Here is a 26,686-nt window from a genome sequence, read left to right as displayed (position 1 = left end):
TCTCCGTATTTATCTTGTTTTCTGGTTGATGTATTTATTGTGAAATTTAGAATACATGATCTTCTGTGAGCCGTATACTCCATAATATCCGGAGAATGTGTAACTAAGCGCAATTGCCAGAAGATAGTATGGCATTCCGTTATATCCAAACATCTCAAAGCACAAAAGGAGAGATGAGATAGGGCAGTTGGTAATTCCGCAAAACAGCGCGCCCATTCCGATCGCTGCGCAAAGTGCCGAGTTAAAGCCAAAAATCTGTGAATAGAGGCATCCAAAGGTAGCACCTATAAAAAGTGCAGGAACAATCTCACCACCCTTATAGCCAGCTCCCATGGTCACTGCAGTAAAGAGCATCTTAAGAGCAAAAGCAGCATAGGGTGCTCTGCCGTCAATTGCCAGCTCAATTACATCCATGCCGGCACCGTTATAGTTGTTGTTTCCAACAATAATTGTAAGTAATACTACAAGACATCCGCCTACAAATATTCTGATGTAGGGGTTCTTAAAGAATTTCTTATAGAGTTCGCCGCTTTTTTTCATAACTATGCAAAAGAGAATGCTTATAACTGCACATAAAACTGCAAGTACTGCATATCTTATTGCACTAACGACGGTAAACTCCGGAATGATCGATACTGTAAATACGTCCGGTACCGTTCCGAAGTACATTGCAACACTGCTTGAAACCAGCGCCGATAAAACGCAGGGTATGAGAGCAGCATAGTACATAACACCTATACTCTCAATTTCCATTGCAAGAAAAGCAGCTGCCATAGGAGTTCCAAAGAGGGCAGCAAAGGCTGCACTCATGCCGCACATTGTGATTATCTTACAGTCATCATCATCCAGATGTATGAGTTTTCCAAAGTTATGACCCATACTTCCGCCAAGCTGAAGAGCAGCACTTTCTCTTCCTGCACTACCACCGCAAAGGTGTGTAAGTATGGTTGCTACGAAAATAAGAGGAATCTTCCTGATAGGAAGATGATCTCCCGCAGAAATTGTAGTTATTACAAGGTTTGTTCCGGTGTCCTCAAAATCCTTTGAAAGTCTGTAAAGAAGTACTATCAAAAGACCTGCAAATGGTAGTAAGAAAATTACAAATTCATGTGATTTTCTAAACTCCGTGGCAAATTTTATCCCATGGAAAAAGGCAGCTCCCACTGCCCCTACCATAACACCTATCAATATTCCAAGTACCAGCCACTTTAAAGTGGACATAAGTCTTCTAAGCTGGTGCTTGTAATGTGGCTCAATATTATCGTTATTATTTATCTCGCTCATTTTTCCTCTAAAATCCCTGTTTTATCAGTTATTACTCATTGAAGCAATAAGCGCATCGATCTCAGCCTGACTTAGCTGTTTGTTACTGTTTGCTGAAGGCGCAGGCGTTGCTGCAGAAGCTGTCGGCATAGAAAAACCGCCGCCTCCTTGCTGAGACGAGTTACCCATTATACTGGCAAATAATGCCTGCTGTTCAGGACTAAGTCCGCTTGTATCTGTTCCCATTGTATTTACCTCACTTGTTAATCAAATGATACTTGATAATGTGCTTTTTTACAATGTTTTTTATTTCTGCATTATATCTCTACTCTATTTATCGGCATTTTAGAGTTTAGTCTTAATATATGCAGAAAATGGCTACGTTTTCACATAGCCATTTTGGTAATTACTTATTAAGTGTTTCCATTCTTCTCATATTCTTAAGATTATCATCTGTTTCTTTAAGCATTTCTCTAAGAGAAAGACTCTCTTCATAGTCAAATTCACAGATTGAATAAATGAGGTGATTAAGGTACTTGGTATTATCCATGAGAAGCTTGTTATTTTGTCTTGCCATCTCTATTCTGAGAATCTCAGCTTTATCCTCTTCTTCAGTAACCTGAAGAACAGCAAACTCATCACCGCGAATTCTTCCGCAGACACTCTTATCACCAAATACTTCATTAAGTATCTGAGCTACTCTGATAACCGCATGATCACCTTCATCATGACCATGAATAGCATTAATATTCTTAAGAGAATCCATGTCGATATATGCTACAACCGCATAGGTTCCTTCGCGGAAATGCTCCTTGAGAAGATCATAAGCTTTAGCAAAGAATCCTCGTCTGTTTGGAAGGTCAGTAAGGTAATCCTTATCTCCGATATGATCCAGAACAGATCCGTCTCTTGCAATTTCTTCCTGGCATTCTGCAAGTTCCCTCTCAGCATTGTTTAAGCGGTTCTCGAGATATCCGTTCCTGCTTCCTGCAACAACGCAATTAGTAAGGATATCATCATAGTATCCAACTCTTAGATCATCTGTAAAATCAATGATGAAAAATCCAAGCTGATTTCTTTCGTAGAAGAAATTTCTTATAACCTTTGTACCGCTGATGCCTGTTTCATTGAAAACTTCGGATATTTTCATATCCTTAGAATTGACAGTACTGTCAGGTTTACCATCATGTATTGAGAACAGCTTCTTGCAAAGCTTAGGAACTTTCCATCCCTTTTTCAGAGAGTATTCAACAGGCTCTTCAAGTATATACATCTCATAGTTTTCAATACCTGACTTTATAAATTTCAATGCACCGATTTCAAAATCGTCGTTGCATTTATTATGTATAATTATGTCAGATACTTCTGATATCTTTTTGATGGTCTCTCTGTATTTATCTACTGTGAAATCTTCGATTTCACTTCTTCTGGCTTTTACGTTATTTCCTGTTATTTTGCCTAAAATCTGCTCTACTGCAAGATATCCAAGTTCTATATCACTTGTATCCTTGTCTGAAGCTACGCACTCAAAGCCTTCTGTCTCTGTGACAGTGATAAGGGGCTTTTTGCCAAATTGCTTAAGGAATGCTTCCTTTTTGAGGATGGCAGCCTTATGCCCAATCTTATCAATATCCACAATGAATCCGTCAAAGTCCGCATCAATGCTGTAGTCATAGACAGCCTGGTGCTGATAAAGATATGGATCCTCCTTATCGAAAGTCTTATCAGTTACGATATACTTTCCCGGGAAAATGATCAGCTCAGCACCAAGGTCCCTGGCTGCTCTGTCAGCACCAAGACAAATATCACATTCTTTTTTGTCATTAAACTCGGAAATAAGTAAGCCTATTCTCATTATTCGTCTTCACCTGTAACTTCTGTGTCGTCAGAATCATCAGTTTCATCAAAATCATCTGAATCTAAGTCTTCTTCGGAAATTACTTCTTCCGGGATATCCTCCATAGCGTCCTCGATATCCTCGAATTCCTCATCTCCATTAGAAATCTTTTCTCTGACTTTTGCAATAGCTACTACTGATACACCCTTATCAAGGTTTATCATCTTAACGCCTGATGTTACTCTTCCGTGAACGGTGATTTCTTCCATTCGAAGCTGGATAATGATACCACTGTCAGTAATCATCATTATTTCGTGCTCACCGTTAACGGCCTTAACACCGATTACGTTTCCGGTCTTTTCTGTAATCTTATAGCACTTAACGCCCTTACCGCCACGGTTCTGAATGTGGAATTCCTGGAGTTCTGTTCTCTTACCATAGCCTTTTTCAGAAACGATAAGAAGTGAATCTCCCTGAGTATTGAGCTGCATTCCGATTACATCATCCTGATCACCGAGCATTATGCCTCGAACACCCATTGATGTTCTTCCTGTAGGTCTTACATCAGTTTCTTTGAAGCGGATACACATTCCGTTCTTTGTTACAAGGAATATCTCTGAATCTGCTTTTGTAGTTTTTACTTCAATAAGCTCATCATCATCATCAAGGTTAATTGCTGTAAGACCGTTCTTTCTTACATTTGCAAATTCCATGATGGGAGTCTTCTTAACTGTTCCCTTTCTGGTTACCATGAAAAGATTCTTTTCATCGGTATATTCCTTAATCGGGATAGTAGCAGTGATCTTTTCATCAGGAGAGAGCTGCAAAAGATTTACAATTGCTGTTCCTCTGGATGTTCTTGAAGCTTCCGGAATCTGGTAAGCCTTTAATCTGTAAGCTCTTCCCTTATTTGTAAAGAACATTATGTAGTTGTGGGTTGTGGTCATAAGAAGATCTTCCACATAATCATTCTCGATTGTGGATATTCCTTTTATTCCCTTACCGCCTCTGTTCTGAGCTCTGAAATTGTCGATAGACATTCTCTTAATGTAACCAACATTTGTCATGGCAATGACTGTGTTTACATTAGGTATCATATCTTCAATATCAATCTCTGAATCGTCATGACCGATCTGGGTCTTACGATCATCGCCGTATTTATCGGATATCTCAGAGATTTCTTTTTTGATTACTCCAAGAAGTACTTTCTTGTCGGAAAGGATGAGCTTTAACTCTTCAATTTTCTTTAGGAGTTCTGCATGCTCCTGCTCAAGCTTATCTCTCTCCAAACCTGTGAGAGTACGAAGACGCATGTCTACGATAGCCTGGGCCTGAGCATCTGATAATCCGAATCTCTCCATCAACTGTTCTTTTGCTATCTGAACAGTTGCACTTCCGCGGATTATTCTTATTACTTCATCAATATTGTCGAGGGCGATAAGTAAGCCTTCAACTATGTGATTTCTCTCTTCAGCCTTGTTAAGGTCGTACTGAGTTCGTCTTGTAACTACATCTTCCTGGTGAACGATGTAGTGGTGAAGCATGTCAACAAGTCCAAGAACTTTGGGCTCATTATTTACAAGTGAAAGCATGATAATTCCAAATGAATCCTGAAGCTGTGTATGCTTATACAGACGGTTCAGCATTACATTTGCATTTACATCATGTCTAAGCTCAATAACAATTCTCATACCTTCACGGTCTGACTCATCTCTAAGTGCAGTGATACCGTCAAGTTTCTTAAGCTTTACATATTCGGCAATCTTGGTGATAAGGTTTGCCTTATTAACCATGTAGGGAAGCTCTGTAACAATGATTCTGCTCTTGCCGTTGGGCATAGTCTCGATATCAGTTACGGCGCGAACTACAACCTTACCTCTACCTGTTCTGTAGGCTTCCTCAGCACCTCTTGTTCCAAGGATGATACCACCTGTAGGAAAATCGGGTGCTTTTACGATGGGAAGAAGTTCCTCTATATCTGTTTCTCTGTCTTCATTTACTCTGTTGTCGATCATCTTAACAACAGCAGCGATTACCTCGCGAAGATTGTGAGGTGGAATGTTTGTAGCCATTCCGACTGCAATACCTGTTGTTCCGTTTACAAGAAGGTTAGGAAATCTTGCGGGAAGTACAACGGGCTCTTTTTCAGTCTCATCAAAGTTGGGAGCAAAATCAACGGTATCCTTGTTGATATCAGCTGTCATCTCCATTGAGATTTTGGTAAGTCTTGCCTCTGTGTATCGCATGGCAGCTGCGCCGTCACCGTCCACAGATCCGAAGTTACCATGTCCGTCAACAAGACAGTATCTCATGGACCAGGGCTGAGCCATATTTACTAAAGATCCGTAAATCGAGCTGTCACCGTGGGGGTGGAATTTACCCATTGTATCACCGACGATACGGGCACACTTACGATGCGGCTTATCGGGACCGTTATTCAGCTCTATCATTGAATAGAGAATTCTTCTCTGAACCGGCTTAAGTCCGTCTCTGACATCAGGAAGAGCACGGGATGCGATTACACTCATGGCATAGTCTATGTAGTCAGACTCCATGGTTTTCTGAAGGTCAACTTCCTTGATTCTGTCAGTGGTTACCTGATCAAATGCGTCATCAGCTAACTCTTCGCCATTCTGATTATTGTTGTTGTTATTGTTATCCGCCATTTTTTATCCTTATCCGTCAGCTACGCTGACGCCTTTTCATAAAATATAAAATGAAAGGCCAATATTATATATCAAGATTCTTAACAAACTTTGCGTTTTTCTCTATAAACTCACGTCTGGGTTCTACCTTATCGCCCATAAGTGTTGTGAATGTAACATCAACATCTGATTCAGCTTCTTCATCAACGTTTACACGGAGAAGAATACGTCTCTCGGGATCCATTGTTGTCTCCCAAAGCTGCTCGGGATCCATCTCACCAAGTCCCTTATATCTCTGAATCTTATTGTTCTGATCACGACCCACATCACTAAGAATCTTATTTAATTCTTCATCACTGTAGGCATACCAGACCTTCTTATTCTTCTCAAGCTTATAGAGCGGTGGCTGAGCAAGATATACATGACCAGTTTTGATAAGCTCAGGCATGAATCTGTAAAGGAAGGTCAGCATCAATGTTGCGATGTGAGCACCGTCTACGTCGGCATCGGTCATGATAATGATCTTGTCATAGCGAAGCTTTTCAATATCGAAATCTTCATGGATACCTGTGCCGAATGCTGTGATCATTGCTCTGATTTCAGCATTGTCGTATATTCTGTCTCTTCTTGCCTTTTCAACGTTAAGGATTTTTCCTCTAAGTGGAAGAATAGCCTGGGTCGCACGGGATCTGGCTGTTTTTGCTGAGCCGCCCGCGGAATCTCCCTCAACTATGAAAATCTCGCAGTTCTTAGGATCCTTATCGGAACAGTCTGCAAGCTTTCCTGGAAGTCCCATTCCGTCAAGAGCTGACTTTCTACGTGTTAAGTCTCTTGCTTTTCTTGCTGCATCTCTTGCATGCTGAGCAAGGATAGCTTTTTCAAGAATAACCTTTGCAACCTGGGGATTCTGCTCAAGGAAGTATGTAAGCTGCTCTGAAACGATACTGTTTACAGCGCCTCTAGCTTCACTGTTACCAAGCTTTTGCTTAGTCTGTCCTTCAAACTGAGGATCCTCAATCTTTACACTGATGATGGATGTAAGACCTTCTCTTATATCATCACCGGTGAGGTTCTCCTCGTTGTCCTTAAGCATTTTGTTTTCTCTTGCATAGTCATTAAATGTCTTTGTAAGAGCAGCCTTAAATCCCTCAAGGTGTGTACCACCTTCAGGTGTATTGATGTTATTAACAAAAGTATATGTGCTTTCGTTGAAGGAATCGTTGTGCTGAAGTGATACTTCAACCTGGACGTTGTTTTTATTTCCTTCAAAGTACATTATCTGATCATAAAGAGTATTCTTACTCTTATTGAGGTATTGAACAAATTCTTTGATTCCGCCTTCATAGTGGAAATGCTGTTCAATAATTTCTTCTCCCTCGGCAACTCTGTAATCTCTGAGAGTTATCTTAAGTCCCTTTGTAAGGAATGCCATTTCTCTGAGGCGCTTCTTAAGAATGTCATATTCAAAAATAGTTGTCTCTTTAAAAATCTGAGCATCAGGCTTAAATGAAACCTTTGTTCCGGAAGTTACTTTATCTGTTGTTCCAACTTCCTTAAGAGGGTAGAGTACCTTACCTCTTTCATAGCGCTGCTGATAGATTTTGCCGCCGCGAACAACCTGAACTTCAAGCCATTCAGAAAGGGCATTAACAACAGAAGCACCTACTCCGTGAAGACCACCTGATACCTTGTAGCCGCCACCGCCAAACTTTCCGCCGGCATGGAGAATAGTAAATACAACCTCAACACCGGTAAGTCCTGATTTGTGGTTAACATCAACAGGAATACCACGTCCGTTATCCATAACAGTGATGGTATTATCTGCATTTATATTTACTTCTATGTGATCACAAAATCCTGCAAGTGCTTCATCTACTGAGTTATCAACAATCTCATAAACCAGATGGTGGAGACCTCTGCTGGCTGTTGTACCGATATACATACCGGGTCTTTTACGAACAGCTTCGAGTCCTTCCAAAATCTGTATTTGATCGGCACCATAGTTGTTTTGTTCGTTACTCATTTTATCCCCTTTAGTCTTCCGGAATTGTTCCGTTTACTACTCTGAAAACTTTATCTATTTCAAATCTGTTATTTACAAACTCATCAAGACCTGTACAGGTAATGATTGTCTGAATATCACCAATTGTATTTAAAAGATAATTCTGTCTGTTACTGTCAAGCTCTGATAAAACATCATCAAGAAGCAGAACAGGATTTTCTTTCTTGGACTTTTTAACAATTTCAATCTCAGATAACTTAAGTGAGAGAGAAGCAGTTCTTTGTTGTCCCTGGGATCCGTATTTTCTGATATCTATTTCATCTTTGTTTGTAAGATTTTCGCTTTTTACATTGAATGAAAAGTCATCCTTATGAGGTCCAACTGTAGTCTGTTTAAGGTATATGTCCTTTTGTCTTGATTCTCTGAGTTTTTTCTCAAAATCAGCGACGGTTACATTGGGCTCATAATAAATATTCAGGTTTTCCCTTCCACCGGTTAACTTTTGATGGATGGGTCCTATTATTTCACATAGCTCTTTTATGAATTTTTCTCTGGATTTTATAATTACAGATCCGTATTCAATAATCTGAGCATCCTGTACATCAAGTAAAACCTTGGTTTCAGGATGTTCAAAAATGTCTTTGAGAACCTTATTTCTTTCAGTAATGAGTTTGGTATATTTAGATAGATTCTCTAAATAAATTTGATCCAGTTGACAGAGCTCCATGTCCATGAATCTGCGTCTTTCAACCGGACCATCTTTTATGATACTCAAATCTTCTGGTGAGAAAAATACTACATTACATCTTCCGACAAGGTCAGAAGCTTTTTTTATTTTCTGTCCGTCTATGGCTATTCCTTTGGATTTACTTTTTCGAAGATGCATGTCAACTCTGTACTCTGCACCATCTCTTTCAATGATGGTCCTTATATGACCTTCATCTTTTCCAAAAGAAATAATCTCTTTATCTTTGCTGCTCTTATGAGATTTTGTAGTAGCAGCCATGTAAATTGCTTCAAGGATATTTGTTTTACCCTGAGCATTATCACCATACAAAATATTGGTACCGCTGCTAAATTCTATTTTCAGATTTTCATAATTTCTGAAATCTGCAAGTTCTAATGACTTTATTATCATTTTGTTATCTGTACCTGTTCATCTCTGAATTCGACTACATCACCCTCATAGAGCTTGCGTCCGCGTCTTGTATCTGTTTCTCCGTTTACTTTTACAAGACCATCCTGAATATCCATCTTGGCATCGACGCCGGATTCCTCAAGACCTGCTTTTTTCAAAGCCTGTCCTAATTTTATGAATTCTTCGCCTTCTCTTAAACTTATCTTAATCATCTATTCTCTCTTTAGCTTACTGTTGTAAAGTTGATAGGAAGAACAAGGTAAATATAGGTTGAATCCTTATCTCTGATAAAGCAGGGAGCTTTAGGATTAACCATATAAATATCAATGCTCTCATCTTCAATTGCACGAAGTGCATCAAGCAGGAACTTGGGATTGAATCCGATAATTATATCTTTTCCCTGCTTTTCAATATCTATTTCCTCATCCATACTTCCGATGGTAGAGTTGATCTTAAGCTCCATCTTTTCATCACTGATGGAAATAATAACAGGCTTCTTGTCACCTTCCTTTACAAGGAGAGTAGCTCTGTCGATACAGTCTATCATCTCTCTCCTGGAGATGGTCATTTTTGTCTCATAGTCACTTGAAAGCATCTGATCAATGTTGAAATACTCACCTTCAAGAAGTCTTGATACAACAATTGTCTTATCAAACTCAAAAAGAATATGTTTGTCAGTGAAGTAAATATCTACATTGTTCTCAGTACTGTCTGTGATTATCTTACTGATATCAGATAATGTCTTTCCGGGAACTACTACCTTTTTAGGTGAGTAAGAATTCTGAAGTTTTACTTTTCTGATGGAGATACGGTGACCATCAAGGGATACAAGCTTAAGTGTATCCTGATTGATTTCAAAGAGCTCACCGCTCATCATTTTATTTGTATCATTTTCTGCGATTGAAAAGATTGTCTGCTGTATTACATTCTTAAGAGTGTACTGTGAAACACTTATTCCGTCTATTTTCTCAATGCTGGGAAGATACGTGAAATCATCTGCATTTCTTCCAATGATGCTGAACTTTGCTTTTTCACAACTGATTGTTACTTTTCTTGATGCATCAGCTTCTACAGTTACATCATTATCAGGAAGCTTACGGATAATATCAAAGAAGATCTTTGCATCAATTGCAATAAAACCTCTCTCTAATATATTTCCTTCTACTTCTGTCTGTATTCCAAGTTCCATATCGTTAGCAATGAATTTAATAACTCCTTCAGTTGCATCAATAAGAATACATTCAAGTATAGACATCGTCGTCTTGTTAGGAACAGCTTTGGATACAATCTGTAATCCTGAAACAAGATTCGATTTTGAACAAACAAATTTCATTGCTAAAAGCTCCCTTCGAAAACCAATAATATATATAAATTAATTATTATTTAATAATATAGATAATAATAGCTGTTGATTTGTGGAAATCCTTATTCATTATACAATTTATCTGCCTTTTTTACAAATTTTTAATAGTTGATAAATAAAAATTTAATGTTACAAACTTTAGATTTAACCACAAGGCAAATTTTGCGATTTAAGACCATAAAAAAGTTTTCCACTCCCAAAACTAATTTATAAACATTTTATAAACTGTTTATAAACAAATTTATCCACATTATGTTCCGGGGTTAAGCTTCTTATTAATTATGTCTATTGTTCTTGATACATCATTGTCTCCAACAAGGAGATCCTTTATTTTGTTTATGCCGCTCATTACGGTGGTGTGATCCTTTTTACCGAGGGCTCTTCCAATCTCTTCAAGAGGAGCATCTGTATATTCCCTGCAAAGATACATGATTATCTGTCTGGGAAGTACGATTTCTTTATTTCTTTTCTTGGATGTGATGTCATCCTGCTTGATTCCATACTGTTCGCAAACTGTACTTATAATAAGAGGAATTGTTATTACCTTGGAAACATCGGGATAAATGATATCCTTAAGAGCTTCCTTGGCATCATCTATTGTAATAGTAGCCATTCCCTTAAGTCTTGAGAAAGCGATGATCTTGTTGTAAGCACCTTCCAGCTCTCTGATGTTAGACTTAATATTAGTAGCTATATATTCAAATACTTCATCATCTATAGTCTGAGCATTATTCTCGGCATTCTTTTTCAAGATAGCCATCCTGGTCTCATAGTCAGGAGCCTGAATATCAGAGATAAGACCCATCTCGAATCTTGAACGGAATCTCTCTTCAAGGGTTTCCATTTCCTTCGGAGGCTTATCTGATGAAAGAATGATCTGTTTTCCTGACTGATGAAGGACATTAAAGGTGTGGAAAAACTCTTCCTGAGTACTTTCCTTTCCTATAATAAACTGAACATCATCGACCATAAGAACATCCACAGTACGATATTTATCTCTTAGTCTGCTCATGGCCTCAGCTTTACCACTTCTGATAGATTCGATAACTTCGTTTGTAAACTGTTCAGAAGTAACGTAAAGTACCTTGGATCCGGGATTATTCTCTATTATGAAATGACCGATGGCATGCATAAGGTGAGTCTTACCAAGTCCAGGTCCTCCATATAAGAAAAGAGGATTGTAGGCTTCTCCCGGAGATTCAGCTACAGCCAGTGATGCGTTATGAGCAAATCTGTTATTTCCACCTACGACATAAGTATCAAATCTGTATTTTGGATTAAGATTAGAAAACTCATAGTTATTGAGACTGTTTTCATGCTCATCAGATTTTTTTGAAGGAGTTTCTTCATTATTAATAATATCTTTTTCTAATACAAATTTTACTTCAACATTCTTATCCAAGAATTCAGATATTCTTACAATGAAGAATTTAAGATATTTCTTTTCTATATAGTTAAGAGCGTTGCTGTCATCAAAAGGTATTATTATAGTAGCAACTCCATTCTCATAACTGTAAAAAGAAAGTGGTTTAACCCAGGTGTCAAAGGAAATTGTAGTCATATCAAGATCTCCCCTGACTTCATCCTTTAAAACTTCCCAGTTTTCGTGTAGTTTTTGTGTAATTTCAGTATCCTTTTCCATATATTTCTCCCAATGCGAATTTATGAAATATTTTAGCGTATAGGGGTATAAATATCAAACAAGTACATTTTGTGGATAACTTTTTTTAAAATATTGAAAAAAAAATTATCATTTAATATGTGAGAGGAAAAAGTGGAAAAGTTTAAAATATTAATTCACCGAATCAAACCCGCATAAATACTGAATTTTCTAATTAATTATTAACATTAAGCAAACATGTTTTCCACAATCTATCCACAATATGTGGATAAAATTTTTAAATTTACAGATAATAACAAGTTATCCACAAAATCAACATTTTGTTGTGGATAACTTGTTTCGATACTATATCTTGGAAGAAATTTTTGTGAAAAAAATTGCGAGTTATCCACATTTCTTTTTGTGCTTGACTAAAATTCTTATTTTTACTATAATAACATCGATTTTTTCTGATTAGACAGTAATTTTATTGCATGCAATTTAGCATACAAATTAAAGAAGGAGGTGTATTTCGACTATGAAGAGAACTTATCAGCCGCATAAGCTTCAGAGAGCTCGTGTTCACGGCTTTAGAGCAAGAATGGCAACTAAGGGAGGCAGAAAGGTACTTGCTGCCAGAAGACTTAAGGGTAGAAAGAGAATATCTGCATAATAGGGCCACATACTGTGGTCTTTTGCGCGAATGTGCTCTTATGCATGTTCGCGTATTTCTTTATATATTATATAAAGTTTCAATTTGGAATTAACGAATGATCAAAACAGAGTCACTTAAAAAGACAGCTGATTTTCATGTTGTTTATAAGACCGGTAAAAGCTATGTAGATAAAAATATTGTTGTTTATGTCAGAGAAAATGGTCTTAAAATAAACAGACTTGGTATTTCAGCAAGTAAAAAAGTTGGGAACAGTGTTGTAAGGCACAGGTTTGCAAGACTTGTTCGTGAATCTTACAGACTACACGAAAATATATTTAATAGTGGTTTAGATATAGTAGTCGTTGCCAGAAGCCGTGCTAAGGATGCAGGTTTCTTTGAAATCGAGAAGTCATTCTTATATCTGGCAGGAAAGTCTCATCTAAGGAAAAATGATGAGGTGAATTATGAAGAAAATACTGATATATCTGATTAAATTTTATCAGAAATATGTTTCTCCCTTAAAGAGAACAAAATGTCCGTATATACCGACATGTTCGCAATACGGACTGGAAGCAATAGAAAAATACGGAGCTATAAAAGGAAGCATCTTAGCTTTATGGAGAATACTAAGATGTAATCCTTTTTCAAGCGGGGGTTATGATCCTGTACCGTAACAACGGAGGATGAATTTTGAATTTAATTGCACTTACACAATACCAGGGTAAGATCGTAGGACCAGTAGCATGGTTACTTGGCCATATTATGAACTGGATTTTCATGGCCCTTAATAAAATTGGTATTCCCAATATCGGTCTTGCTATTATTTTATTTACTATCATAGTAAATTTCCTGTTGTTACCTTTAACTTATAAACAGCAGAAATTTTCTAAGCTTCAAAGCAGACTTAGTCCTGAACTTAAGGTTATCCAGGATAAGTACAAGGGTAAAAAAGATAACGATTCAATGCTTGCTCAGCAGGAAGAGATAAAAGCTCTTTATGCTAAGTATGGTGTATCACAGACAGGAAGCTGTGTTCAGATGCTTATTCAGTTTCCTATCCTTATAGCACTTTATCGTGTTATTTATTCTATGCCTGCTTATGTAGCACAGGTTAAGGATGCTTTTTATCCTTTAGTTTCAAAGCTTCGCGAGACTGCAGGAGCAAGTGATTTCTTACAGACATTATCAAGCGCTTCTCAGTTTTCAAGACAGTTTTCAAATGATTCTTTTACATCAGGTAATGTTGAATACATTGAAAATACTTTCATTGATGTACTTAATAAGGCATCAACAACAGACTGGAATAATCTGTTAGATCATTTCGGAGATCTTTCAAGTTATGTAAATCAGACCCATGATCTTCTTAACAGATTCAATAATTTCCTTGGTCTTAATATTGCTGATTCACCTATTTTTATGGTAAAAACTGCTTTCTCTGAAAAGCAATTCCTTTTACTTATAGGTGCAATTATCATTCCTGCACTTTCTGCTTTTACTCAGTGGGTAAGCATTCAGCTTATGCCTCAGGCAGCAAATACATCGAATGACCCTAACGATCAGGCAGCTCAGATGGCTAACTCAATGAAGACCATGAATATGATGATGCCTATAATGTCATTGTTCTTTACATTTACATTCCCTGCAGGTATGGGTATTTATTGGATTGCCAATGCAGTAGTAAGAACTATTCAGCAGATCGTTATCAATAAGCACATCGATAAGATGGATATTGATGCTCAGATTGAGAAGAACATCGAGAAGTACAATAAGAAGCTTGAAGCAATGAAGGCTACTCCTCAGATGAACAGATATGCAAACATGAATACAAGAAATATGTCTGCATCAACTTCATCAAAAATCTCTCAGGCTGAAAAGGATGAGAAGATTAAGAAGGCAAGTGATATCTATGCTTCCGGAAAAGCTAATAAGAACAGTCTTCTTGCAAGAGCTAATATGGTTAAGGAATTTGATCAGAAAAACAACAAGGGGGAAGAGTAATGGAATACATTGAAATATCAGCTAAGACAGTTGATGATTGTATTACAGATGCTTGCATTCAGTTATCCGTTACAAGCGACAATCTTGACTATGAAGTAATCCAGCAGCCTTCAATCGGTTTATTTGGATTTAATGTAAAGCCTGCTATCATTAAGGCAAAGGTTAAGTCTGAAGAAAAGAGCGATGTTGAAGAGACTCCTGTAGAAGAGAAGGTTACAAAGGAGCCTAAGGCTGAGAAGAATCATAATTCTGAAAAGAAGAAAAACAACAAGCCTGAAAAGGCAGTTGAAGTTAAGGAAGAAGTTCAGGAAGAAAAGCCTGCTTCTTATGTTTATGATCATGAATTCATAAACAAAGCAAAGGAATTTGCATCAAATGTATTTGGCGCTATGAAGATGGAAGTAAATGTAGATGCTAAATACAACGAGACAGATAAGATTCTCGAAGTTGATTTATCAGGAGATGAGATGGGAGTTCTTATCGGTAAGAGAGGACAGACTCTTGACTCTATCCAGTATCTGATTTCTCTTGTTGTTAACAGAGACAGTGAAGATTACATTCATGTTAAGGTTGATACAGAGAATTACAGAACTCGCAGAAAAGCCACACTTGAGAATCTTGCAAAAAATATTGCTTATAAGGTTCGTAAAAACAGGCAATCAGTTTCACTTGAACCTATGAATCCTTATGAGAGAAGAATTATACATTCAGCTCTACAGGGTGATAAGTATGTTACTACTCATAGTGAAGGCGAAGAACCTTTCAGAAGAGTTGTAGTTACACTGAAGAAATAATTAATGGGGCTGTCGCATTTAATGCGGCAGCTTTTTTATCTAAAAGGAAGTAGTAGATTTTCTTTTAGATAAAAGAGTTGCCATACAAATTTTGTTTTCATTTTCAGAGGAATGATATGTATTTTAAAGAAGACACAATCTGTGCTATAGCTACTGCAATGATAGATGCCGGAATCGGTATCATCAGAATAAGTGGACCAATGGCCATAGAGCAGGCTGACAAATTGTATATTGATGCTAAAGGAAATCATTCTTTAAAAGATTTTGATTCTCATACTATTCATTATGGATTTGTATGCGATGAAGATGAAAACAAAATCGATGAAGTTATGATATCTGTCATGAAGGCTCCAAGGAGTTATACCAAAGAAGATGTGGTTGAAATAAATTCCCATGGCGGAAGACTTATTATGGAAACCATTTTAAAGCTCCTTATAAAAAATGGATGCAGACTTGCTGAGCCCGGTGAGTTTACAAAAAGAGCTTTTCTCAATGGAAGAATTGATTTAACAAGAGCAGAAGCTGTAATGGATCTAATCCATTCACAAAATGAGTTTTCCATGAAAAACTCTGAGCTTCAACTTGGTGGTGAACTTTTTAAACAGATAGATGAACTCAGAAAAGAGATTCTCTATGAGATGGCTTTCATAGAATCTGCAATAGATGATCCTGAAAATTATGATCTCACAGGTTTTGATGAAAAGCTTTCTGAAAAGAATAAAAAGTGGCTTGAGAAAATAAATAAGCTAATTAAAAATTCCGATGAAGGTATCATCAGAAAAGAAGGAATAAAAACTGTAATCATTGGAAAACCAAATGCAGGAAAATCTTCTCTCTTAAATATGCTTGCCGGTGAAGAGAGAGCAATAGTTACTGATATCGAAGGAACTACAAGAGACATTATCGAAGAAAATATAAAACTGGGTGATATTGTTCTTCATGTAATTGATACTGCCGGAATAAGAGATACGGAAGATAAGATTGAACAGATAGGTGTGGAAAAGGCTGTTAAGTCTGCTGAAACTGCTGATCTGATTTTATATATCATAGATTCCACTGATGATGAATTGTCAGATGATGAGAGAATAAAAAAAATTATTCAAAACAACCATGTGATTGTTTTACTTAATAAAAATGACATCAGTGACAGTATTAGTATCACTGAAGAATCCATACACAAAATGTATGGTGATGATATTGAAGTAATTAAGACTTCTATGATAGACAGAACTGGAATAGAAGAACTTGAAAAAATAATATCTGTTATGTTTTTAAGTGGAAACATTCTTCCAAGAGAAGAAGTATATATTACCAACCTAAGACAAAAGGAATCTTTGATAAATACAAAGGCAAGTCTTGAAAAAGTAAATTCCAGTATTGAAGATGGAATGTCTGAAGATTTTTATTCAATCGATCTTATGAATGCTTATGCTTTTCTTGGAGAAATAATTGGACAGGAAGTTGATGAAGATCTTATTGATGAGATTTTCTCAAAGTTCTGTATGGGTAAATAGGAGATTTTATGGTAGCTGATATAGTAGATGTAATTGTTATAGGTGGAGGTCATGCCGGATGTGAGGCTGCACTTGCAGCTGCAAGACTTGGTTTTAAGACTGTAATGTTCACATTAAGTGCGGACAATATTGCATTCATGCCTTGCAATCCTCACATTGGTGGTTCTTCAAAGGGACATCTTGTTAGAGAGATTGACGCTCTTGGCGGAGAAATGGGTAAAAATATAGATAAGACATTTCTTCAATCCAAGATGCTGAACAAATCTAAAGGACCTGCTATCCATTCTCTTCGTGCCCAGGCAGATAAACTTGAGTATTCCAAGACCATGAGAAGAATTTTGGAAAACCAGGAAAATCTTACAATAAAGCAATCTGAAATTTCAGAAATTCTTTTTGAAGATATATCAGATGATGAACTTAAAAAAGAAGGCTATGAGAAAACTATTAAAGGTGTTAAGACAGTTACCGGTCTTGAATATTTAGGTAAGTCTGTAATTCTTTGTATAGGAACTTATCTTAAAAGCAGATGTCTTTGCGGTGAATCAATTCAGTATACAGGACCTAACGGTTTACAGCCTTCAAACCTTTTATCAGATTCACTTATAAAAGCCGGAATAAATTTAAGAAGATTTAAAACAGGAACTCCAGCTAGAATGGATGGAAATACCATCGATTATTCCAAGATGGAAGTTCAGACAGGAGATACACCTGTAATACCTTTTTCATTTGATACGGATCCTGATTCTATCCAGAAGGAACAGCATAATTGCTACCTCACTTATACAAATGAAAAAACACATGAAATTATACGAAATAACATAAATAGATCACCTATATATGCAGGAGTAATTGAAGGAATTGGACCGAGATATTGTCCTTCAATTGAGGATAAAGTAATAAAGTTCCCTGACAAGATAAGACATCAGGTTTTCATCGAGCCCGAAGGAACTCATACAAATGAAATGTATGTCGATGGAATGAGTTCTTCAATGCCTGAAGATGTACAGCTCCAGATGTATAGAACTGTTCCCGGACTTGAAAATTGTGTGATCGTTAAAAATGCGTATGCTATTGAATACGACTGCTTATGTTCTGGTGAACTTCATCCTACACTTGAAATAAAAAAAGTAAGAGGACTTTTCAGTGCAGGACAGTTTAATGGTAGCAGTGGTTATGAAGAAGCTGCAGCTCAGGGATTATACGCAAGTATAAATGCCTGTATGCAAATCCTTGGAAAACCTTATCTTTCAATAGACAGATCAGAAGGCTATATTGGTGTCTTGGTTGATGACCTTGTTACAAAGGATAATCTTGAGCCATACAGAATGATGACTTCAAGAGCTGAGTACAGACTTTTACTCAGACAGGATAATGCAGATATAAGACTTCGTAAAAAAGGTTATGAGGTAGGACTAATTTCTGAAGAGAAATATAATGCTCTTATCTTAAAAGAAAAACAGATTCAGGAAGAGACCGAAAGACTTAAGAGTATAAAGGTTGGTGCCAATGCAACTATCCAGGAATTCATGGATAAGCATGAATCACCGAGATTAAAAACTGCTGTATCTCTTGCTGAACTTATCTGCAGACCTGAACTTAATTATCAGAACATAAGTGATATTGATCCCGACAGACCGGACCTTCCTTTAGATGTAATCGAACAGGTTGAAATCAATATCAAGTATGAGGGATATATAGAAAGACAGCAAAGACAGGTCGACAAATTTAAGAAGACGGAGAAAAAAATAATTCCGGTTGATATAGATTATGATGATGTAATTAGTCTAAGATTAGAAGCAAGACAGAATCTTAAAAAGTTCAGACCCGTAAATGTTGGACAGGCATCAAGAATAAGTGGAGTAAATCCTGCTGACATTTCAGTATTATTAGTTTATCTTGAAAACTATAATAGAGGAACAAAATATGAATAACTACTAATTGTATATAATGTTTCACGTGAAACACTATATATTGTATTTTTAAGGAGATATTTAAATGCATAGTTTTGATACTATGATAGAAGACTTTAAATCCTTTGGCATTAGTCTTTCAGAAAAACAACTTAATCAGTTTGATAAATATTTTGAAATGTTGGTGGATTGGAATACCAGAATGAATCTTACCGGCATAACAGAATTTGATGAAGTATGTAAATTACATTTTACTGATAGTATTTCATCAGCCAAGTATTTTGATTTTACTAAAAAGGATCTATCACTTATTGATGTTGGAACAGGTGCCGGCTTTCCTGGAATTGTTCTGAAGATTGTTTTTCCTGAATTACATGTTACCTTATTGGATTCACTTCAAAAGAGATTGAACTTCCTTGATGAAGTGATAAAAGAACTTGATCTAAATAGTGCCGGATCAATAACTACTGTACATGGAAGAGCAGAAGATTATTCTGATTATAAGACCGGTGAACTCAGAGAAAAATTTGATATATGCGTTTCAAGAGCAGTTGCAAGATTTTCTACTTTATGTGAATATTGCCTTCCATACATAAAGGTTGATGGAGCTTTTATTTCATATAAAGGAGACAAAGCAAAAGAAGAAATTGATGAAGCTTCCAATGCTATATTTATACTTGGTGGTAAGACTGATTCTGTGGAAGAATTCAATCTCCCGGGTACTGATGTGAAAAGAATTATCTGTATAATCAAGAAGAGACAAAACACTCCACATAAGTATCCAAGAAAAGCAGGTACTCCACAGAAGAAACCTTTATAAAAAAGTTTCACGTGAAACATTACAATTTGAAAATATTTTCTCACAAGTAATTGTTTCACGTGAAACATTTTAACCCAATATATAGTTGTTTTTATTTGTGAAACATAAATTACAAGAAAATTGAGTACATAATTTAAACAATTTGCCAATAAAATAATTCTATAATTATGATATAATACAAAATTGAGTTTAATAATAAGAGGGAGATATAGCAATATGGGAAGAGCAATTGCAATCGCCAATCAGAAAGGCGGAGTTGGTAAGACAACTACATCTATTAATCTATCTGCTACCCTGGCAGAAAAAGGGAAAAAAGTTCTGGTTATTGATACAGATCCTCAGGGAAATACCACCAGTGGTTTTGGACTTGATAAGAATGAATTAGAAAATACTATTTATGAATTACTTATAGGACAGGCCGATGTCGAAGATGTTCTTATTAAGAATGTAGTAGACGGACTTGATATTATTCCTGCCAATGTTGATCTCGCTGCTGTTGAGATCGAACTTATTGATATGGAAGAGAAGGAATATATCTTAAAGAATGCAATTGAGAAAATCAGAGACAACTATGATTTTATTATAATCGATTGTCCTCCTTCACTTAGTATGCTTACTATAAATGCAATGACTACTGCAAATACAGTTCTTGTTCCTATCCAGTGTGAGTACTACGCTTTGGAAGGACTTAGTCAGTTAGTACGTACAGTTAATCTTGTAAAGGACAGACTGAATAATGATCTTGAGATGGAAGGCGTAATCTTTACCATGTACGATTCCAGAACAAATCTTTCATTGCAGGTTGTTGAGAATGTAAAAGATCATATCAATGAGAATGTTTATAAAACAATCATTCCCAGAAATATCAGACTTGCAGAAGCACCCAGCTATGGAATACCGATTAACCTTTATGATACTAAGTCAGCTGGTGCTGTAGCATACAGACTTTTAGCAGATGAAGTTATCGGAAGAAAATTTTAATTAATTACAACTATTAGTGTTTCACGTGAAACATTATACTAAATATAGAGGAGATGAATTATGCCACCTAAAAATGCAAAGCGCGGACTTGGAAAAGGACTTGATGCTCTTATAGCACCGGCACCTAAGTCTGCATCAAAGACAAATACTTCCGAGACTCCTGAAGAGGGACAGGTTACAACAGTAAATATTACAAAGGTTGAACCTAACAGAGATCAGCCCAGAAAAACTTTTGATGAAGATAAACTCATCGAGCTTTCTGATTCAATCAAACAGCATGGAATAATAAATCCTCTTATTGTTCAGGATAGAGGTGATCACTATGAGATCATCGGAGGAGAGAGAAGATGGAGAGCTGCTAAGAAGGCAGGTCTTAAAGAAGTTCCTGTAATCATAAAGAATCTCACTGAGGAAGAAATTGCAGAGTATGCTCTTATTGATAACCTCCAGAGAGATGACCTCAATCCTATTGAAGAAGCTCTTGCATATAAGAGATTCATCGATGAGTTTGGGTATACCCAGGACGTTGTTGCTGAGAAAGTTTCAAAGAGCCGAGTTACTATTACGAACTCTCTCAGACTTTTGAAGCTTTGCGATGAAGTAAGACAGATGCTTATAGATGAGAAGCTTAGCATGGGACATGCAAGAGCACTTATATCTATCGAGAATCCGGAAGAGCAGCTTCAGATTGCTGAGGAAGTTTTTGATAAAAAGCTTAATGTAAGAGAAACAGAGAAGCTTGTTAAGAATCTTGGTAAGCCGGATAAAAAGAAGAAAAAATCTGTTCTCAAAAATGAAAGTGTTGAGTCAGCTTACAGAGAACTTGAAGAGAGATGTAAGCAGGCAATTGGAACAAAGGTAGAGATTGTTTCCAAGGGAGAAGGAACCGGTAAGATTGAGATAGAGTTCTACAGCACAGATGATTTAGAGAGAATCGCAGAAAAACTTTACAAATAAAAATGGGGTAGGGGAAATAAATGAACAGTAACTTATTAGATTCAATGGGAATCAGCCTGGATATTACTTATGTACTTATAGCAAATATCCTCTTGATAATAATCCTGTTTGTCATCATAATAATGCAGGGAAAAAAGATAAAGAGTATCAAGGTGCAGATATCCAAATTCATGAAGGGTAAAGAAGCCGCTTCACTTGAGGATGAAATAGTTGCTCTTTTTGAAGATAATGAGATTATCAAAAAAGCGACACAAAAGAATCAAAAAGACATAAATAATATTTACAACAGATTGGCATACTGTTTCCAGAAAATCGGTATTATTAAATATGATGCCTTCAATCAGATGGGCGGAAAGCTAAGTTATGCACTTGCACTTCTTGATGAAGACAACAATGGTTTCTTATTAAATTCTGTTCACAGCACAGATGGTAACTACACATATTCAAAGGAAATCAAAAACGGAAAATGTGATCTTGAGCTTGGTGAAGAAGAACAGATAGCTTTAGATGAAGCCATGAATTACAGGTAATTCAAATTTATGTCAGAAAAATTAAGCATAATAAGGAGATGCAAAAATGATAGATATCAAATTTTTAAGAGAAAATCCTGAAGTAGTAAAAGAAAACATTAAGAAGAAGTTCCAGGATGAAAAGCTTCCTCTTGTAGATGAGGTTATTGCACTTGATAACGAGAGAAGAGCAAATCAGCAGGAAGCAGATGATCTCCGCGCAAGCAGAAATAAGATTTCTAAAGAGATTGGAGCTTTAATGGCTCAGGGCAAAAAAGAAGAGGCTGAAGCAAAGAAGGCTGAGGTTGCAGCTAATGCAAAAAGACTCTCTGAGCTTGAGGAAAATCAGAAAGTTGTTGATGAGAAGGTTCTTAAGATCATGATGGTAATTCCTCAGATCATTGATGAGAGTGTCCCGATTGGAAAAGATGATTCCGAGAATGTTGAGATTGAAAAGTTTGGCGATCCTGTAGTTCCGGATTTCGAAATTCCTTATCACACAGATATAATGGAAAGATTCAACGGTATAGATTTTGAAGCAGCAAGAAGAGTTGCAGGTAATGGCTTCTATTATCTTATGGGTGATATCGCAAGACTTCACTCTGCAGTTATTTCTTATGCAAGAGATTTCATGATCGACAGAGGATTTACATACTGCGTTCCTCCTTTCATGATTCACGGCAATGTTGTTGAAGGTGTTATGAGTTTCCCTGAGATGGAAGCTATGATGTACAAGATTGAAGGTGAGGATCTCTACCTCATCGGTACAAGTGAGCATTCAATGATCGGTAAGTTCAAAGAGCAGATTATTGAAGAAGCTGATATTCCTCAGACTCTTACAAGCTATTCACCCTGCTTCCGTAAGGAGAAGGGTGCACACGGCATCGAAGAGAGAGGTGTTTACAGAATTCATCAGTTTGAAAAGCAGGAGATGATCGTAGTTTGTAAGCCTGAAGAGTCAAAGGTATGGTACGACAAGCTTTGGCAGAACACTGTTGATCTTTTCCGTTCAATGGATATTCCTGTTCGTACACTTGAGTGCTGCTCAGGAGATCTTGCAGATCTTAAGTGCAAGTCCTGCGACGTTGAAGCATGGTCACCCAGACAGAAGAAGTACTTCGAAGTAGGAAGCTGCTCTAACCTTGGTGATGCTCAGGCAAGAAGACTTAAGATCAGAATCAAGGGCAAAGATGGAAACTATCTTGCGCACACACTTAACAACACAGTAGTTGCTCCGCCTCGTATGCTTATCGCATTCCTTGAGAACAACCTCAATGAAGACGGATCAGTTAATATTCCTGTTGCACTTAGACCTTATATGGGTGGAAAAGAGAAACTCATCCCTGTAAAATAAAGCTATAGAAGTATTTTTAGAAAAAATGAAAGGAGGTGAAATCCATGCATAATTATTTACGGGCAATAGGCTTTGAAAATATAAAAAGCAGAGAAGACATACAGAATTTGATAGCAATGACAGTGCAGAAAGCAGATTCAAGATCCTATGTTACCAAGGATGGCGATAAGTTGCTCGGAGAATTCTGCAAGGATTTCGCTGATGGTATAGGAATTTGTGTCTGCGGCGAGTTTAATGAGCAGGACAAATTCATGTACGACTACTATTATCCATATATCAGAGGTACCGGCATAACTACAGAAGAAGACATCACAGTTTCTCGTCACGCTTCAAGAGAATCCTATGCCGGTGTCTGTGATGATCTTCGTGTGGGAGTTACCATTATTTTTTATCTGCAAAATATGATTCCTTATATTAAGGTGCAGAATGAAAATAAATTCCCCATACGAGGAACTACACTTACTATGTCAGCTCTTTCCACAAATGGAACTGTCGTAATGCCTATTGCTAAAACAGACAGCGACAAGAAGTTTGTCAGAAAGAGAACAAGGGAGAGAGAGAAGCTGATGCACAAAGCCAGGAAAGGCGATGAGTCAGCAATGGAATCCTTGTCCATAGAGGATATGGATACCTACAGTGCACTTTCTAAGCAGATAAAGACCACTGATATCTACACTCTTGTAGACAATTACTTTATGCCCTACGGAGTAGAAAGTGATCAGTATTCTGTCATGGGAGAAATCATGGATTGTCACGAGGAGACAAACAGACTTACAGGTCAGACACTTGTGGTTATGACAATAAATTGTAACGAGCTTGTATTTGATGTTTGCATTAACAGAAAGGATCTTCTCGGAGAGCCAATGCCAGGTAGAAGATTTAAGGGGAATATCTGGATGCAGGGCTATGTCAATTACGCAGAGGATTGATATTAGCTTACCGAATCGTGCACATGAAAAAATCAGGGGAAATCAAAAATTATCATGAATAAAAAACGCATATTTTTTGCATTGATCATTTTATTAGAAATCATCCTTCTAGGAGTACATACCATGTCATTCAACAGACAAATGGCATCGGACATCCTTCAGGATGATCTTCTGTTATATATGGGAAAAGATAACGGTTATGAGAAGGGTGCCTATTGTGACCACTCCTATCATAACGGCCAGATGATTACCACAGAAAACATTTATCTGGAAAAAGGTATCTATGATATCAGCTACACCTACGATACCAATAACGTTTATGAGGATTCCAAAAAGGATGTTTATTCCGAGATTGAATCGGTAGATGATTTTTCCGGAAACAAGGGTGCAGATAATGTAGTATCCGATGTTATCGGAATCTATAATACTGAGAATAAAACAGGAAGACATCTTGCGTATATCAACAGATCCGGGAATTTCAGAGTAAATTTTCCTGTTGTTGCAGATGAAGATTACATAATGGTAGGAGATATTCACATTGAATATCTTAGAGGCAAAACAATACTTCACGAGTTCACCATTTGGCTGTTCATTTTTGTAATAATTGATCTTCTCATAGCAGCCTTCGTTTTCAATAAAGAAAAAACAGATAAATGGCTTAAGGAAAATGCCACAATTGCAGCACTTCTTTTAGGAATAGTTGCACTTTCAAGTTATCCTCTTGTTCATAAGGGTGTATATTTTGGAGATGACTTAAACTATCATCTCACCAGATTCTGCGCTATAGCTGATGGAATTAAAAGCGGCATTTTTCCTGTAAAAATACATCCCTTATGGTGTAACGGCTATGGCTATGCTGACGGAGTAGGGTATGGATCAATGTTCCTCTATCCTTCTGCAGTACTCATAGTTCTTGGTTTTTCACTGGCTTTTGCATATAAGTTCTACATTCTGATGATGAATGTTATTGCAGTACTTATCTCATACAAAGCCTTTGGAAACATCACAAATAAAAAGTATCTTGGCGTTGCAGGTGCTGCACTTTACTCACTTATGGGTTTCCATCTTCACAGCATTTATTCAGGTGCCCTTGTTGGAGAGCTTGCAGCATACGCATTTTTGCCACTTATCCTGCTTGGAATGTGGGATATATATACAGATAACGAGAAGCTTTCCGGAAATATCGGCATAATTGAGATGGCTGTTGGAATCGATATGACTATCGAGACCCATGTTCACTCAACCTTTATACTGGCGATGGTTATTCCGGTTATCTGCTTTGTATTTTTTAAGCTGACATTTTCCAAAAAGATATTTATAAAGCTCCTTAAGACACTGGGACTTACGATTCTTCTTGGATTACACTTCATGCTTCCAGTTGTGGACTACCTTATAAACGTGCCGATGCTTATGGGTGAGCATGGATATATTCTTTGGGGCAATGCCACAGAGCCGGAATATCTTTTCATGACAAAACCTGATAGCATGCAGTATACGGCAGGCTGGGCAGCACTTGGCTTTTCATCACTTGTAGCGCTTTTCATCTGCGCAGCAGTTCTTGGAAAAGGCTATTTTGGAAAACTGAAAAATACGGTAGTAAAGCTTCTTTTATGCACAGTTGTACTTCTTATAATGTGCACAAAGTGGTTCCCATACTATGATGTTTACAGGCTTCTTCCGGAAAAATTGTACTCAGCTCTTGAGATACTTCAGTTTCCATGGCATTTCCTTGGAGTGATATGTGTACTCGTGGTGCTGCTTACAGTACTTTCCCTTGGTGCATTGGAGGATAACCTTGTAAAAGAAGGAAAAGCCTTTGGCATGGAGCTTGCTGCTATCATAGCATTTTGTCTGACCATTCTTACAATAGGTCAGGATCTTACTTACTATGATGAGGTATTTAGAGTTGCTCATACCGTTTCTGCAGTTGATTCAGGAAAATGCTATTTCGATGGTCTTGATGAATTTGGAATTATAGGAGCCCAGGCAAGTCTTGCCTACAGAGAATCAGAGCTTTCACTTCCTGAAGTAGAGGGTGTGTCTGGCAGCATCACACAGAGAAAGGCAACAACCATCACTGCTGAAATAAATAATGAGAGCGGACAGGATATAACAGCAGAGTTCCCTCTTTGGAGCTATAAAAAATATAAGGCAAAGAGCGATGGTAAATCACTTACAGTGACAGAGTCTGAATCAAAACGCGTGGCAGTCGAGATTCCCGCAGGCTTTAGCGGAAATGTGAAGGTTTACTTTAGCGAGCCCTTTACCTGGAGACTTTCTCAGATCATATCCCTTGCAACAGCAATTGCGATTCTGATCATTTGCTGCAAGCGAAAAGGGAACCCTAAGGCGTAAAGCAAAAAGCACAGTTGAACAATAAAAACTGCTGTGATAAAATAACTAAGCGCGTATAAATA

The 26,686-nt window shown here is 37.2% G+C and carries 23 protein-coding genes; 14 read left to right on the top strand and 9 right to left on the bottom strand.

What is annotated here, in order from left to right; all coding sequences use genetic code 11:
- Positions 1 to 9: 9 nt before the first annotated feature.
- The 9 genes from G610_RS0109000 to dnaA all read right to left on the bottom strand — a co-directional run bounded on the left by G610_RS0109000 (position 10) and on the right by dnaA (position 11,890).
- Positions 10 to 1,284, bottom strand: coding sequence for a chloride channel protein (locus G610_RS0109000; protein ID WP_026524514.1), 1,275 nt, complete (start codon positions 1,282 to 1,284; stop codon positions 10 to 12).
- A 24-nt stretch (positions 1,285 to 1,308) separates the two neighbouring features.
- The gene (locus G610_RS0108995) at positions 1,309 to 1,509 is read right to left on the bottom strand and encodes a hypothetical protein (RefSeq protein WP_026524513.1); all 201 of its coding nucleotides are present in this window, start codon (positions 1,507 to 1,509) and stop codon (positions 1,309 to 1,311) included.
- A gap of 160 nt (positions 1,510 to 1,669) precedes the next feature.
- On the bottom strand, positions 1,670 to 3,118 hold the full coding sequence (locus G610_RS0108990) for a GGDEF domain-containing protein (RefSeq protein ID WP_026524512.1): 1,449 nt from the start codon (positions 3,116 to 3,118) through the stop codon (positions 1,670 to 1,672).
- Positions 3,118 to 5,655, bottom strand: a complete 2,538-nt coding sequence (gene gyrA / locus G610_RS20325) for a DNA gyrase subunit A (RefSeq protein WP_051197903.1) — start codon at positions 5,653 to 5,655, stop codon at positions 3,118 to 3,120. The genes G610_RS0108990 and gyrA overlap by 1 nt, the downstream gene beginning before the upstream one ends.
- A gap of 175 nt (positions 5,656 to 5,830) precedes the next feature.
- A complete protein-coding gene (gene gyrB / locus G610_RS0108980; protein ID WP_026524511.1) occupies positions 5,831 to 7,768 on the bottom strand; it encodes a DNA topoisomerase (ATP-hydrolyzing) subunit B in 1,938 nt (645 codons plus the stop codon).
- 10 nt (positions 7,769 to 7,778) lie between these two features.
- Complete coding sequence (gene recF, locus G610_RS0108975) at positions 7,779 to 8,885, bottom strand: DNA replication/repair protein RecF (protein WP_026524510.1); 1,107 nt, start codon at positions 8,883 to 8,885, stop codon at positions 7,779 to 7,781.
- Entirely contained in the window at positions 8,882 to 9,097 is a 216-nt protein-coding gene (locus G610_RS0108970; protein WP_026524509.1) for an RNA-binding S4 domain-containing protein, read from the bottom strand. Before G610_RS0108970 ends, recF begins: the two co-directional genes overlap by 4 nt.
- Positions 9,098 to 9,108: 11 nt before the next feature.
- On the bottom strand, positions 9,109 to 10,218 hold the full coding sequence (dnaN, locus tag G610_RS0108965; RefSeq protein WP_026524508.1) for a DNA polymerase III subunit beta: 1,110 nt from the start codon (positions 10,216 to 10,218) through the stop codon (positions 9,109 to 9,111).
- Between the two features lie 280 nt (positions 10,219 to 10,498).
- The gene (dnaA, locus tag G610_RS0108960; RefSeq protein WP_026524507.1) at positions 10,499 to 11,890 is read right to left on the bottom strand and encodes a chromosomal replication initiator protein DnaA; all 1,392 of its coding nucleotides are present in this window, start codon (positions 11,888 to 11,890) and stop codon (positions 10,499 to 10,501) included.
- Positions 11,891 to 12,386: 496 nt separating this feature from the next.
- On the opposite strand from dnaA, the gene rpmH reads away from it, so the two are divergent.
- From rpmH to G610_RS0108895, 14 genes are all read left to right on the top strand, one after another.
- The gene (rpmH, locus tag G610_RS0108955; protein WP_026495447.1) at positions 12,387 to 12,521 is read left to right on the top strand and encodes a 50S ribosomal protein L34; all 135 of its coding nucleotides are present in this window, start codon (positions 12,387 to 12,389) and stop codon (positions 12,519 to 12,521) included.
- Positions 12,522 to 12,618: 97 nt separating this feature from the next.
- On the top strand, positions 12,619 to 12,996 hold the full coding sequence (gene rnpA, locus G610_RS20320) for a ribonuclease P protein component (protein WP_051197888.1): 378 nt from the start codon (positions 12,619 to 12,621) through the stop codon (positions 12,994 to 12,996).
- On the top strand, positions 12,968 to 13,177 hold the full coding sequence (gene yidD / locus G610_RS22660; protein ID WP_081667333.1) for a membrane protein insertion efficiency factor YidD: 210 nt from the start codon (positions 12,968 to 12,970) through the stop codon (positions 13,175 to 13,177). The genes rnpA and yidD overlap by 29 nt, the downstream gene beginning before the upstream one ends.
- Positions 13,178 to 13,193: 16 nt before the next feature.
- On the top strand, positions 13,194 to 14,501 hold the full coding sequence (locus tag G610_RS0108945; protein ID WP_051197887.1) for a YidC/Oxa1 family membrane protein insertase: 1,308 nt from the start codon (positions 13,194 to 13,196) through the stop codon (positions 14,499 to 14,501).
- Positions 14,501 to 15,295: an RNA-binding cell elongation regulator Jag/EloR gene (jag, locus tag G610_RS0108940; RefSeq protein ID WP_026524505.1), complete on the top strand. Its 795-nt coding sequence runs from the start codon at positions 14,501 to 14,503 to the stop codon at positions 15,293 to 15,295. The genes G610_RS0108945 and jag overlap by 1 nt, the downstream gene beginning before the upstream one ends.
- 116 nt (positions 15,296 to 15,411) lie before the next feature.
- Positions 15,412 to 16,809 carry a tRNA uridine-5-carboxymethylaminomethyl(34) synthesis GTPase MnmE gene (mnmE, locus tag G610_RS0108935; RefSeq protein WP_026524504.1) on the top strand — a complete coding sequence of 466 codons (1,398 nt, stop codon included), beginning with the start codon at positions 15,412 to 15,414 and terminating at the stop codon, positions 16,807 to 16,809.
- A gap of 8 nt (positions 16,810 to 16,817) precedes the next feature.
- The gene (gene mnmG / locus G610_RS0108930) at positions 16,818 to 18,740 is read left to right on the top strand and encodes a tRNA uridine-5-carboxymethylaminomethyl(34) synthesis enzyme MnmG (RefSeq protein ID WP_026524503.1); all 1,923 of its coding nucleotides are present in this window, start codon (positions 16,818 to 16,820) and stop codon (positions 18,738 to 18,740) included.
- 64 nt (positions 18,741 to 18,804) lie between these two features.
- On the top strand, positions 18,805 to 19,539 hold the full coding sequence (gene rsmG, locus G610_RS0108925) for a 16S rRNA (guanine(527)-N(7))-methyltransferase RsmG (protein ID WP_035797303.1): 735 nt from the start codon (positions 18,805 to 18,807) through the stop codon (positions 19,537 to 19,539).
- A 216-nt stretch (positions 19,540 to 19,755) separates the two neighbouring features.
- Complete coding sequence (locus G610_RS0108920; RefSeq protein ID WP_026524501.1) at positions 19,756 to 20,520, top strand: ParA family protein; 765 nt, start codon at positions 19,756 to 19,758, stop codon at positions 20,518 to 20,520.
- 60 nt (positions 20,521 to 20,580) lie between these two features.
- Positions 20,581 to 21,477 carry a ParB/RepB/Spo0J family partition protein gene (locus G610_RS0108915; protein WP_026524500.1) on the top strand — a complete coding sequence of 299 codons (897 nt, stop codon included), beginning with the start codon at positions 20,581 to 20,583 and terminating at the stop codon, positions 21,475 to 21,477.
- 20 nt (positions 21,478 to 21,497) lie between these two features.
- The gene (locus G610_RS0108910; protein ID WP_026524499.1) at positions 21,498 to 22,007 is read left to right on the top strand and encodes a DUF4446 family protein; all 510 of its coding nucleotides are present in this window, start codon (positions 21,498 to 21,500) and stop codon (positions 22,005 to 22,007) included.
- A gap of 46 nt (positions 22,008 to 22,053) precedes the next feature.
- Positions 22,054 to 23,340, top strand: coding sequence for a serine--tRNA ligase (serS, locus tag G610_RS0108905; RefSeq protein WP_026524498.1), 1,287 nt, complete (start codon positions 22,054 to 22,056; stop codon positions 23,338 to 23,340).
- 44 nt (positions 23,341 to 23,384) lie between these two features.
- The gene (locus tag G610_RS0108900) at positions 23,385 to 24,269 is read left to right on the top strand and encodes a DUF3881 family protein (RefSeq protein ID WP_026524497.1); all 885 of its coding nucleotides are present in this window, start codon (positions 23,385 to 23,387) and stop codon (positions 24,267 to 24,269) included.
- Between the two features lie 123 nt (positions 24,270 to 24,392).
- Positions 24,393 to 26,624, top strand: a complete 2,232-nt coding sequence (locus G610_RS0108895; RefSeq protein WP_026524496.1) for a hypothetical protein — start codon at positions 24,393 to 24,395, stop codon at positions 26,622 to 26,624.
- Positions 26,625 to 26,686 lie beyond the last annotated feature (62 nt).

It is taken from the genome of Butyrivibrio sp. MB2005 (assembly GCF_000424285.1).
GTDB lineage: Bacteria > Bacillota > Clostridia > Lachnospirales > Lachnospiraceae > Butyrivibrio.
The sequence above is the reverse complement of the archived record's forward strand: the minus strand, read 5'-3'. Positions and strand labels throughout refer to the sequence as shown.

What these genes read in the sequence shown, in the direction of transcription:
- yidD (WP_081667333.1), top strand. Translation starts at nt 12,968, where the DNA reads ATGAAGAAAATACTGATATATCTGATTAAATTTTATCAGAAATATGTT.
- mnmG (WP_026524503.1), top strand. Translation starts at nt 16,818, where the DNA reads ATGGTAGCTGATATAGTAGATGTAATTGTTATAGGTGGAGGTCATGCC.
- G610_RS0108990 (WP_026524512.1), bottom strand. Translation starts at nt 3,118, where the DNA reads ATGAGAATAGGCTTACTTATTTCCGAGTTTAATGACAAAAAAGAATGT.
- serS (WP_026524498.1), top strand. Translation starts at nt 22,054, where the DNA reads ATGATAGATATCAAATTTTTAAGAGAAAATCCTGAAGTAGTAAAAGAA.
- G610_RS0108995 (WP_026524513.1), bottom strand. Translation starts at nt 1,509, where the DNA reads ATGGGAACAGATACAAGCGGACTTAGTCCTGAACAGCAGGCATTATTT.
- gyrA (WP_051197903.1), bottom strand. Translation starts at nt 5,655, where the DNA reads ATGGAGTCTGACTACATAGACTATGCCATGAGTGTAATCGCATCCCGT.
- rpmH (WP_026495447.1), top strand. Translation starts at nt 12,387, where the DNA reads ATGAAGAGAACTTATCAGCCGCATAAGCTTCAGAGAGCTCGTGTTCAC.
- dnaN (WP_026524508.1), bottom strand. Translation starts at nt 10,218, where the DNA reads ATGAAATTTGTTTGTTCAAAATCGAATCTTGTTTCAGGATTACAGATT.
- rnpA (WP_051197888.1), top strand. Translation starts at nt 12,619, where the DNA reads ATGATCAAAACAGAGTCACTTAAAAAGACAGCTGATTTTCATGTTGTT.
- recF (WP_026524510.1), bottom strand. Translation starts at nt 8,885, where the DNA reads ATGATAATAAAGTCATTAGAACTTGCAGATTTCAGAAATTATGAAAAT.
- jag (WP_026524505.1), top strand. Translation starts at nt 14,501, where the DNA reads ATGGAATACATTGAAATATCAGCTAAGACAGTTGATGATTGTATTACA.
- rsmG (WP_035797303.1), top strand. Translation starts at nt 18,805, where the DNA reads ATGCATAGTTTTGATACTATGATAGAAGACTTTAAATCCTTTGGCATT.
- mnmE (WP_026524504.1), top strand. Translation starts at nt 15,412, where the DNA reads ATGTATTTTAAAGAAGACACAATCTGTGCTATAGCTACTGCAATGATA.
- gyrB (WP_026524511.1), bottom strand. Translation starts at nt 7,768, where the DNA reads ATGAGTAACGAACAAAACAACTATGGTGCCGATCAAATACAGATTTTG.
- G610_RS0108900 (WP_026524497.1), top strand. Translation starts at nt 23,385, where the DNA reads ATGCATAATTATTTACGGGCAATAGGCTTTGAAAATATAAAAAGCAGA.
- G610_RS0108895 (WP_026524496.1), top strand. Translation starts at nt 24,393, where the DNA reads ATGTCATTCAACAGACAAATGGCATCGGACATCCTTCAGGATGATCTT.
- G610_RS0108910 (WP_026524499.1), top strand. Translation starts at nt 21,498, where the DNA reads ATGAACAGTAACTTATTAGATTCAATGGGAATCAGCCTGGATATTACT.
- G610_RS0108915 (WP_026524500.1), top strand. Translation starts at nt 20,581, where the DNA reads ATGCCACCTAAAAATGCAAAGCGCGGACTTGGAAAAGGACTTGATGCT.
- G610_RS0108970 (WP_026524509.1), bottom strand. Translation starts at nt 9,097, where the DNA reads ATGATTAAGATAAGTTTAAGAGAAGGCGAAGAATTCATAAAATTAGGA.
- G610_RS0109000 (WP_026524514.1), bottom strand. Translation starts at nt 1,284, where the DNA reads ATGAGCGAGATAAATAATAACGATAATATTGAGCCACATTACAAGCAC.
- dnaA (WP_026524507.1), bottom strand. Translation starts at nt 11,890, where the DNA reads ATGGAAAAGGATACTGAAATTACACAAAAACTACACGAAAACTGGGAA.
- G610_RS0108920 (WP_026524501.1), top strand. Translation starts at nt 19,756, where the DNA reads ATGGGAAGAGCAATTGCAATCGCCAATCAGAAAGGCGGAGTTGGTAAG.